Source organism: Mycobacterium sp. NPDC006124, assembly GCF_040614235.1.
Taxonomy (GTDB): Bacteria; Actinomycetota; Actinomycetes; order Mycobacteriales; family Mycobacteriaceae; genus Mycobacterium.
Genome location: NZ_JBEXUA010000012.1, coordinates 160641 through 170643 on the forward strand (window position 1 = coordinate 160641; position 10003 = coordinate 170643).

Sequence of the window (10003 nt, forward strand, 5' to 3'; positions counted from 1 at the left end):
GTGGTTGCTCTCGGCGCCCTGTGCGTCGGGGGTGCCGCCGGGTTGGCCTGGGCGCTGTCGCAGAGTTCGCCGGCGGACGGCCTGGTCCGTGCGGCATGCGATCTGGCGGCGGTGACCACCCTCGGCCTGGTCGTCGTGCCGGCGGTCGACGTCGGGCGTCACCGCGACGAGCTGGCCGTGCGCGCCGCGCGACCGCTCGTCGCGGTGTCCGCGCTCTGGGCGGTCGCCGAGCTGATCCGGCTCTTCCTCGGCGCGGTGGAGGCAGCGGGTTCGTCGGCGGCCCGGGTCGGGGTGCGCACCACGGCGGTGTTCGCCGTGGACACCGCGGTGGGGCGCGCGGGTCTGGTCTGCCTCCTTGCAGCACTGGTGGTGGGTGCGCTCGCGTTGGCCTCACCCGGCGGTGCCCAGCCGTCGTCGACGACGGGGGTGGTCGCCGTCGGCGCGGCGGCCATCGGGATGGCGGGCCGCAGCCTGGTCGGTCACCTCTCCGAGAGTCCGTGGGGTGGACTGGCGGTGGCAGTGCACGCGTTGGCGGCGGCGCTGTGGTGCGGCGTCCTCGCCGCGTTGGTGCTGGTGGTGACGCACCGTGGTCAGTGGGCCCGGGTGCTGCCGAGGTTCTCGCAGATGTCGTTCTGGTGCGTCGTCGTGCTGCTGGCCTTCGGCGTGGTGGGGGCGGTGACGACGCTGCACTCCCCCGCCGACCTCTACGAATCGGCCTACGGGCGGGTGCTGGCCGCGAAGCTGGTCGTGACGGTCGGCTTGGTGGTGCTCGCCGCCCGCAACCGCGCCGGGTGGTTGCCCGCGGCGCGGTCTCACCGCGTCACGGTCGACGTGTCGCGGGGCAGGTCCCGGCTCGAGCTGGCGGTGATGGCGGTGGCTCTGACGCTGGCGGCTGCGTTGGCGGTGACCGGTTAGTCCTGATTTCGCCAACTGGCATGATGGCTTCGATCAACCATCGCACGCCGACTCTTTGACGCAAGACCGCAGAGGAGCAGCCCCCATGGCCGACGAGCAGGATCGACAGGGTCCGACGCCTGAGAACCGGCCGCCGGACGCCGTCGCCGATCAGGCCCCGACGGCACCGGCCAAGACGCCTGCCAAGACGCCGCCGGCCAAGGCGGCCAAGAAGGCGCCCGCGAAGAAGGCACCTGCCAAGAAGGCTGCCCCTCCACAGAAGGCAGCGCCCGTGAAGAAGGCGGCGGCCAAGAAGGTCGCGCCGCCGCCACCCGCACCGGCGCCCCCGCCGCCCGCCGCAACGGTCCCGTCGCCGCCGACACCCCCCATCTCACCGGCGAAGGAGGCTGCGGCACAGGCGAAGTCGACGATCGCCAGCGCGCCGACGCCGATTCCGCTGCCCGGACCGGAGCCCTCCCGGCTGCCGCTGATCGTCGCGGTGGCGGCGGGAGCGGTGGCCCTGCTGGTCGTCTTGCTGGCACGTCGCGGCTCCGAGGACGACTGACCTAGCATCGAGCCGTGACCATCGAACCGCGCGCCACGGCAGACCTCGTCGACGACATCTACCCCGACGTCCGCAGCTGCGACCTGCAGATGCGAGACCTGGGCGGCGTCACCGCGTTCGCCGGACCCATCAGCACCGTGCGCTGCTTCCAGGACAACGCACTGCTCAAGTCGATGCTGTCCGAGCCGGGGGACGGCGGAGTCCTGGTGGTGGACGGCGAGGGATCGCTGCACACGGCCCTGGTCGGTGACGTGATCGCCGGTCTCGCCGTCGACAACGGCTGGGCCGGTGTGATCGTGCACGGCGCGGTGCGTGACGCCGCTGCACTGCGGACGATGAATCTCGGCGTCAAGGCCCTGGGCACCAATCCCCGCAAGGGCACCAAGACCGGGGAGGGCCAGCGCGACGTGCCGGTCACCTTCGGCGGCGTGACGTTCGTCCCCGGTGAGATCGCCTACTGTGACGACGACGGAATCGTGGTCGTGTCGGCCTAGGCTTCCCGCCGACGTCGACGCCCCCCATCCGGTCGGATGAGGGGCGTCGACGTCTAGGGAGTGAGTTTAGACCCCCACGGGCGCACGGTGTTTGGTGAAGTGCAGAGCCTCGTCGTCGACCTTGCCCTGGCGGATCAGCCGGAGGTCGAGCAGGTAGTTCTGCTTGAGCCGCCACGGCGCGCGCGACCCCGACTTCGGCAGCTGGTCGATCGCCCGCAGGAAGTAGCCGGGCGCGAAGTCCATGAAGGGAAGTTCGCCAACCGACGATCCGGGGTGTTCGGGCACGACGCGGTCGAAACCGTTGTCGTCCATGTAGTTCAGCACGCGACAGACGAATTCGGAGACCAGGTCGGCCTTGAGCGTCCACGACGCGTTGGTGTACCCGAAGGTGATGGCGAAGTTGGGGATGCCGGAGAACATCAGACCCTTGTAGGTCATCAACGAGGTCAGGTCGATCGGTTCGCCGTTGAGGGTGGGCTTGAGGCCGCCGAGCAGCTGCATGTTCAAACCCGTTGCGGTGACGATGATGTCGGCGTCGAGTACCTGTCCCGAGGTCAGCTTGATGCCCTCCGGGACGAAGGTGTCGATCGTGTCGGTGACGACGTCGGCATTGCCCTTGCGGATCGTCTTGAACAGATCTCCGTTGGGGGCCAGGCAGAGTCGCTGGTCCCAGGGGTTGTAGCTGGGGCCGAAGTGCTTCTCGACGTCGTAGCCCTCGGGTAGGCGACGCTTCGCCATCGTCATCAGCGTCTTGCGCATGTAGTTGGGGAACTTGCGCGCGAGTTGGTACTGGGCGGTGCTGAACAGAATCGCCTTCCAGCGGTTGACCACGTGGGCCACGTTCTCGGGAAGGTACTTGTTGGCGGCGACGGCCACCGGGTCGACGTCGGGCAGGGAGCCGACGTAGGACGGCGAACGCTGCAGCATGGTGACGTGCCCGGCACCGCTGTTGACCAACGCGGGGATGAGGGTGATCGCCGTCGCGCCGCTGCCGATGACGACGACCTTCTTGCCGGCGTAGTCGAGATCCTCGGGCCAGTGCTGGGGGTGCACGATGGTGCCCGCGAAGTCCTCGGACCCGGGGAACTCCGGCGAGTAGCCCTCGTCATAGTTGTAGTAGCCGGTGGTGGCGAAGAAGAACGAGCACGTCATCGTGATCTCGTCGTCGCCGGTGTCGATGGTGACGGTCCACCTGTTCTCGGTGTCGGACCAGTCGGCGGCGATCACCCGGTGGTGGTAGCGGATGTTCTTGTCGATGCCGTTCTCCGCGGCGGCGTCCTTGATGTAGGACAGGATCGACGGGCCGTCGGCAATGGCCTTGGCCGAGGTCCACGGCTTGAAGCGGAAGCCGAGGGTGAACATGTCCGAGTCCGACCGGATACCGGGGTACTTGAACAGGTCCCAGGTGCCGCCCATGTTCTCGCGGCGCTCGAGGATGGCGTAGGTCTTCGACGGCGAGCGGTCCTGCAGGTGCCAGGCAGCGCTGATGCCGGAGATGCCGGCGCCGACGATCAGGACGTCGAGGTGTTCGATCATGGCGACACGTTATCAACGGTGTGTCGAATCAGTCAACACCCTGTCGAAACTCTCGACATCGAGTAAAGTCCGACTCATGACCACTGCCGGCACGACTCGCACCGCACGCGGCCGTCGTTCGACGCGGCCGTCGGGCGACGAGCGCGAGGCAGCGATTCTCGCGACCGCCGAGCGCCTGCTCGAGGCCAGGAACTTCGCCGAGATCTCGGTCGACGACCTGGCCAAGGGCGCCGGCCTTTCGCGGCCCACGTTCTACTTCTACTTCCCGTCCAAGGAAGCCGTACTGCTGTCGCTGCTAAAGCGAGTCGTCGTCGAGGCCGACTCGGCATTGGACGCGCTGACCGCCAACCCACCCGCCGAGGCCAAGACGCTGTGGCGCGACGGCATCGCGATCTTCGTCCGTACCTTCGGCGTCCACCGGGCGGTGTCGCTGGCCGCCGAACAGTCCAGGACCAACCCCGAGGTCGGCGCGTTGTGGTCGACCTTCATGCAGAAGTGGGTGGCCCACGGGGCGGCGATCATCGACGTGGAACGAGCGCGCGGCGCCGCCCCGCACACCGTGCCGTCGGCCGATCTGGCGACGGCGCTGAATCTGCTCAACGAGAAGGTCATGTTGACGTCGTTCGGCGCCGAGGTGCCGTCCGTGCCGGCCGAACACGTCCTGGACGTGCTGGTCCACATCTGGCTGACCAGCATCTACGCCGAGAGCCCCTAGCGTCCGTCGGATCCATCCGGCCCGCCCACGCGACGAGACATAACCCTCGGCGGGGCCGTCCGGCGTGTCGCCGCCACCGCTGATGTCTGGCGAGACCCATTTCGCTGGCCGGACGATCATGGGAACATGTGTTCGTGTCCGACGGGCGGGATCGAGCAGTGGGGCAAGCGAGCATCCTGCATGCCGACCTGGACTCGTTCTACGCCTCGGTCGAGCAGCGCGACGACCCGTCGCTGCGCGGCAAGCCGGTGATCGTCGGCGGTGGCGTGGTGCTGGCGGCCAGCTACGAAGCCAAGGCCTACGGCGTGAAGACCGCGATGGGCGGCCGCCAAGCCAAGGCGCTGTGCCCGCACGCCATCGTGGTACCACCGCGAATGTCGGCCTACTCCGAGGCCAGCGCCGCGGTGTTCGAGGTCTTCCACGACACCACTCCCCTGGTCGAGCCACTCTCGGTCGACGAGGCCTTCCTCGACGTCAGCGGGTTGCTGCGGGTGTCGGGCACCCCGGTGCAGATCGGAGCGCGCCTGCGGGAACGGGTGCGCGAACAGGTCGGCCTGCCGATCACGGTTGGCATCGCCCGCACCAAGTTCCTCGCCAAGGTGGCCAGCCAGGAGGGCAAGCCCAACGGACTGTTGCTGGTGCCGCCCGACCGCGAGCTGGAATTCCTGCATCCGCTGCCCGTGCGGCGGCTGTGGGGGGTGGGTGCCAAGACCGCCGACAAGCTACACGCGCACGGGATTCACACCGTCGCCGACGTGGCCGAGCTCAGCGAGTCGATGCTCGGGTCGATCGTCGGCGGCGGCATGGGGCACCAGTTGTTCGCGCTGTCGCACAACATCGACCGCCGACGGGTCGTCACCGGTGTCCGGCGTCGTTCAGTCGGAGCACAGCGGGCGCTCGGACGATCGGGTAACACCATGTCGCACAGTGAGATCGACGCGGTGGTGGTGAACCTGGTGGATCGCATCACGCGACGGATGCGCAAGTCCGACCGCACCGGACGCACCGTCGTGCTGCGCTTGCGATTCGACGACTTCAGCCGGGTCACCCGGTCACACACCCTGCCGCAAGCCACCGCCTCGACCGATGCGATCCTTTCGGCGGCAAGGGATTTGGTGTCCACCGCGGGGCCGCTGATCAACGAACGTGGGCTGACGCTCGTCGGTTTTGCGGTGTCCAACATCGACCGTGAGGGCGCGCAGCAGCTCGAGCTGGAACTGCCGTTCGAGTCCTCCGGCGACGGGCACAGGACGACGGGCAGGCCGGAGCACCTGTTGGCCGTCGACTCGGCGATGGATCGAGTGCGCCAGCGGTTCGGCAACGCGTCGGTGACGCGCGGCGTCCTGATCGGGCGCGACCCGGGACTCGAGATGCCGATGCTGCCGGACTAATCCGCCGTCGTCCACGCCAGCAGCTTCTCCACGGGCCAGGTGTTGACGATCCGGTCGACGGGGACGCCGTTGTCCAAGGCCCTTTGGGCGCCGTAGCCGAGGAAGTCCAGCTGCCCGGGGGCGTGGGCGTCGGTGTCGATCGAGAAGTCGCAGCCGATCTCCAAGGCCATGGTGAGCAGCCGGGTGGGTGGGTCGCGGCGTTCGGGCCGGGAGTTGATCTCGACGGCGGTGCCGTGGTCGCGGCAGGCGGTGAAGACCTTCTCTGCGTCGAAGGCGGATTCGGGCCTGGTGCCCCGGTTGCCCTCGACGAGTCGGCCGGTGCAGTGGCCCAGCACGTCGGCCTTGCCCTCGGAGACCGCCCGCACCATCCGGCGGGTCATCGCCGCGGAGTCCATCTTGAGCTTGGAGTGCACGCTGGCCACGACGACGTCGAGCCGCTCGAGCAGGTCGTCCTCTTGGTCGAGGCTGCCGTCGTCGAGGATGTCGACCTCGATGCCGGTGAGAATTCGCATGGGCGCGAACGTCTCTCGCAGTTCGTCGATGACGTCGAGCTGTTCGCGCAACCGGTCGGGGGACAGTCCGTTCGCGACGGTCAGGCGGGGCGAGTGGTCGGTCAATGCGCAGTACTCGTGACCGAGCGCCTTGGCGGCGGCCATCATCTCCGAGATCGGCGCCGACCCGTCCGACCAATTCGAGTGCAGGTGCAGATCGCCCCTGAGGGCCGCGCGGATCTCACCGCCGCCGAGATCCTTGGCAGTGGAACGCAATTCGACCAGGACGTCGGGCTCGCGACCTGCCCAGGCCTGGGCGATGACCGCGGCCGTCTTGGGGCCGACGCCGGGCAGCGACTGCCAACTGTTGGCCTTGCCGTGCTTCTCGCGCTGGGCGTCGTCGAGCCGCTCCACGACGTCGGCGGCGTTGCGGTAGGCCATCACCCGGCGAGAGTCCTCGCGGGCACGGTCCTTGTAGTACGCGATCTGGCGCAGTGCCGTGACGGGGTCCACGGGTCCAGTGTGCCCGCAGACGTGGGCATTCGATACCCCTCGCTGGACGACCGAAAGACGTGCGTTGGGGGTCGTCGAAGGGTTGTTAGGCTGGCTTCGAGGGGGAATCTGCGTGAGCATCCTGGAGAAGCTGTTCAATCTCGGCAACGGCATCAGAAGCGGTGTCGAAGACGTGCCGGCTCTCTTGGGCGACCTCGCCACCGGCGACTTGCACGGTGTGCTAACTGATGGGCGAAAGGTCCTCGGCGATGCCAACGACGTGATCGAGGGTGCTGGCGCTCTCGGTGTCGAGATCGGGCGCGTTCCCGCCAAGTATCTGGGTTCCTTCGGGAAACTTGCGGATTCGCCAATCCTCTCGGCTGCGCAGCTGGCGATCGAAGGCGAGAAGAAGCTCACCGGATCGGGCGATCCGCACGGCGGGTCCGGATACACCGCGTCGGCAACGACACTGGAGGAGGCCGTCGAGACACTCATCCGTGCCGAAGTAAAAACAGATGCGTGGGACGGCGCGGCCGCGACCACGTACGACGAAAGAAGCAAGGCACACCGCAAGATGGTGTCGGATATGTCCGTTGCCGACGCCGAGGTGGGCAGGGTTCTCGACACGGAGGCGCAGCAAGTCGTCCGCGCCCGCAACACACTCGACACGGCGTCCCAGGGGCTCTACGACTATGGATTGGCCACCTCGTGGATGCTGCTCGTACCCGGTCTCAATACGGCCAAGCTGGCCGCAGATTCCGCCGCCGTCGCCGCCGCAATGGGCACCACGAACATGACGATGATGGTGCTTGCGCACAATGCGTTGGAGAACTCGCGGAAGATCAAGACCGCATCCGAGACCTATGCCGAGGCCCTGGAGGACAACTCTGGCGAGGAACGGTTCGCGAAACCGGAGAACGATCAGAAAGACAACCTCCCCACCCGTCTTCGTCCCGGGGCCAAGTACACGCCCGTCAAGCCAATGACACCACAGCCGACCGGGCCACCGGCTACGCCGTATGACGCCCCCGCGCCCCCACATCCGTGACCACTGCGCTCAACGACTGAGGACACAAGTGTCTGATCTGGAATTCAACCTCAAGGTCGTCACCGACCACCTGAACGAGCTGGGCGGCTTCCAAGAGACCGCGGCCAACAAGATCGTGGGCGCCAATCGAGAGACCGCCGACGTCGCCGCCAAGATTGAGGACACCCACGGACTGGTGTGTTATGCCGCCAGCCAGGCGATGTCCGAGGGCGAGACCGCTCGGAAGGATGCCGGTGACACCCTCTACACGGTGTCGACCGAGTTCAAGGAGAAGCTCGACGTCGCGGCGGTCAACTACAACGACGTCGACTACCGCGAAGGACGGTCCATCGGCGAGGTATTCAATGTATGAGTACGAACGTCGACTGAGGCGCGCCGATGACTGACCACACGTCTGACTTCGGGTCGGCGTGGATCGAAGACGATGTCGATAGTGACCATGAATCCCCATCCCAAGGTCTCGATTCCGACTCCCCTCTCGATTCCGTCGACGACGAGATAGACACCTTGCTCGTCACGGTGTCGAACCCCGCTGCTTCGGTGTCGACGACGGCAATGTTGAACGGGCGAATCGTGACGGTTGAGTTGGCGCACTCCGTCGCGGACTGGAGCGAGGCTCAGCTGGCCGACGAGATCGTCGTCTTGGCGACTCTTGCACGCAAGAAGGCGCTGGCGGCTCAACATTCATTTACCGCGGCGTTCATGCAGCAACTCGGCCACGACCCCGCCGCCACGCGTGGACTTCTCGAGCGGGAACTTGGGCTGCCAGCGCCCGACGACGTCTTGGCGGAGAAGGCACGCATCCTTGCGGCTCGTTACCAGGACGACGACTGACGTGACCTGGAACTACGTGCCGCCACCTGCTCCGCTCCCTCCCGCTCCACCACCCGGGCCCCCGTCGCGGCGGCGGAACCGTGCGCTCATCCTGGTGGCAGTCGTGGCGCTGGTGGGGCTCGTCGCCGCGATTGCCGTCTACGTCGTTTCCGGCAAATACGACGGCAATGAGTCCCTCGGCGCGACGAGGGATTCGAACTGGACACCGCCACCTCAGACGTTCCTCGCCTCACGTATGGACGTGCGACCCGTTGCAGGGTGGACGGCACGCATCGGAAACGTCGGTCTACCGCCCGCAAGTACATTCGCCTCGAGCGCCGACCCCATCTGGTCACAGCCCTTCGTCGGCGACCAGGGCTCTCGTGGGTTCCTCATCGCACGGACTCCCGACGCCGCGGGCAGTCAATGGTGGCTGGTCGGCGTCGACGCGCTCACGGGCGAACGTGTGTTCGCGCCGGTCAGACTCGACGCCGCGACGTTCTCGCCCGAGTGTTTCCTCAATGGGCCCGAGGCCATAGTGTGCCTTCGGGACGGCGACCAAGGCGGAACTGCTTGGGTCGTGGACACTCGCTCGGGTCTTGTGACTTTCACCGGCCCAACCGATCTTCGAACGTCGTCCGGCGCCCTTCACGTCGTCCAGGCTGGTTCGTATGCAGTGGCCCAGACCACTGGGCAGGGTGTGTTCGGGATTGGCCCGCGCGCCGAAACGACGTGGTTCGTGCCCGGAAAGGGGCAGGTGACCACGAGGCCGTCGCGAGCGACCAACGTCGCGCCGCAGACTTTGGCGACCCAAGCCGCCGGTGGGGACGAAACCACCGTCTTTTCGCTCGCCGATGGCAAGGTCGTCACACCGGAACTCGACCCAGGCCTGAGCTCGGCGTCGGCCGTGGTCTATCCGGGCGGGTTCGCGGTCGAAGTCATTGCCTCGCAGACCAAGTCGACTCCAGACGCAGTACAGTTCTTCGACAGCTCCGGCAAGAAACTGGGCCGTGCCAATACTACGAGTTTCCTCGCCACCTGGTCGACAGACATTCCCATCGTGGCGTCGGCTCCCCTCTCGACTGTCTTTAGTCCGGCCGGCAAGAAGCTCGCTGACATCGAAAGACTCGAGTCCGGCAACGAAGCGCTGCTCATTGGGTCCACGTTGATCGCCGACGGCAAGTCGTTCGAGCGCGATGCGCAGCAATACGATCTCGCCACCGGCTCGAAGGGCAAGTCGTGCAAGCTCACTCTGGCCAGCTACCTTGCGACGGACGGAAAGGTAGCTATCTTCCAGTCGAGTAACCCAGGCGTCGGACTGGTCACTAAAGCCGTGGACCTCGCGACGTGCGACGTCCTCTGGTCGATCCAATCTCCGTTCGGCTCGCTCCGTGACGTTTGGCGGATCGACACATCACTCGTCCAATTATCCGACGACGGAACAGAATTGACGTCGCTCGTCGCGCCCAGCTAGTGTCCTGAGTCGTTAATTGCGGCCTAGTTGTTAGACTGGGTCATGCCTACTCCGCATGCCGTCGAGATCGTGTTGAGCGCTGATGAGCGC

The 10003-nt window shown here is 66.7% G+C and carries 11 protein-coding genes; 9 read left to right on the forward strand and 2 right to left on the reverse strand.

The window, feature by feature from the left end; genetic code table 11:
* The 3 genes from ABZ195_RS22420 to rraA all read left to right on the forward strand — a co-directional run bounded on the left by ABZ195_RS22420 (nt 1) and on the right by rraA (nt 1953).
* Entirely contained in the window at nt 1-915 is a 915-nt protein-coding gene (locus ABZ195_RS22420; protein ID WP_355221642.1) for a CopD family protein, read from the forward strand.
* An 85-nt stretch (nt 916-1000) separates the two neighbouring features.
* Nucleotides 1001-1459 (forward strand): hypothetical protein, encoded by a 459-nt coding sequence (locus ABZ195_RS22425; protein WP_355221643.1) that lies wholly within the window; start codon nt 1001-1003, stop codon nt 1457-1459.
* A 14-nt stretch (nt 1460-1473) separates the two neighbouring features.
* Complete coding sequence (gene rraA, locus ABZ195_RS22430; RefSeq protein WP_355221645.1) at nt 1474-1953, forward strand: ribonuclease E activity regulator RraA; 480 nt, start codon at nt 1474-1476, stop codon at nt 1951-1953.
* Nucleotides 1954-2019: 66 nt separating this feature from the next.
* Here the strand turns inward: rraA and ABZ195_RS22435 are convergent, their stop codons facing one another.
* The gene (locus ABZ195_RS22435; RefSeq protein ID WP_355221647.1) at nt 2020-3489 is read right to left on the reverse strand and encodes an NAD(P)/FAD-dependent oxidoreductase; all 1470 of its coding nucleotides are present in this window, start codon (nt 3487-3489) and stop codon (nt 2020-2022) included.
* Nucleotides 3490-3565: 76 nt separating this feature from the next.
* On the opposite strand from ABZ195_RS22435, the gene ABZ195_RS22440 reads away from it, so the two are divergent.
* Together ABZ195_RS22440 and dinB are read left to right on the forward strand one after the other, a co-directional pair.
* Nucleotides 3566-4204 carry a TetR/AcrR family transcriptional regulator gene (locus tag ABZ195_RS22440; RefSeq protein WP_355221649.1) on the forward strand — a complete coding sequence of 213 codons (639 nt, stop codon included), beginning with the start codon at nt 3566-3568 and terminating at the stop codon, nt 4202-4204.
* Between the two features lie 158 nt (nt 4205-4362).
* Nucleotides 4363-5595, forward strand: a complete 1233-nt coding sequence (gene dinB / locus ABZ195_RS22445) for a DNA polymerase IV (RefSeq protein ID WP_355221651.1) — start codon at nt 4363-4365, stop codon at nt 5593-5595.
* Here dinB and ABZ195_RS22450 read toward each other — a convergent pair.
* A complete protein-coding gene (locus tag ABZ195_RS22450; protein ID WP_355221652.1) occupies nt 5592-6599 on the reverse strand; it encodes a PHP domain-containing protein in 1008 nt (335 codons plus the stop codon). The genes dinB and ABZ195_RS22450 overlap by 4 nt on opposite strands.
* 112 nt (nt 6600-6711) lie before the next feature.
* Here ABZ195_RS22450 and ABZ195_RS22455 point away from each other — a divergent pair, with 112 nt between their 5' ends.
* From ABZ195_RS22455 to ABZ195_RS22470, 4 genes are all read left to right on the forward strand, one after another.
* Nucleotides 6712-7626: an EspA/EspE family type VII secretion system effector gene (locus tag ABZ195_RS22455; protein ID WP_355221654.1), complete on the forward strand. Its 915-nt coding sequence runs from the start codon at nt 6712-6714 to the stop codon at nt 7624-7626.
* A 28-nt stretch (nt 7627-7654) separates the two neighbouring features.
* Nucleotides 7655-7978, forward strand: a complete 324-nt coding sequence (locus ABZ195_RS22460) for an ESX-1 secretion-associated protein (protein ID WP_355221655.1) — start codon at nt 7655-7657, stop codon at nt 7976-7978.
* Nucleotides 7979-8004: 26 nt separating this feature from the next.
* On the forward strand, nt 8005-8460 hold the full coding sequence (locus ABZ195_RS22465; RefSeq protein ID WP_355221657.1) for a YbaB/EbfC family DNA-binding protein: 456 nt from the start codon (nt 8005-8007) through the stop codon (nt 8458-8460).
* Nucleotides 8461-8554: 94 nt separating this feature from the next.
* On the forward strand, nt 8555-9913 hold the full coding sequence (locus ABZ195_RS22470) for a hypothetical protein (protein WP_355221658.1): 1359 nt from the start codon (nt 8555-8557) through the stop codon (nt 9911-9913).
* The last annotated feature ends 90 nt before the right edge of the window (nt 9914-10003 follow it).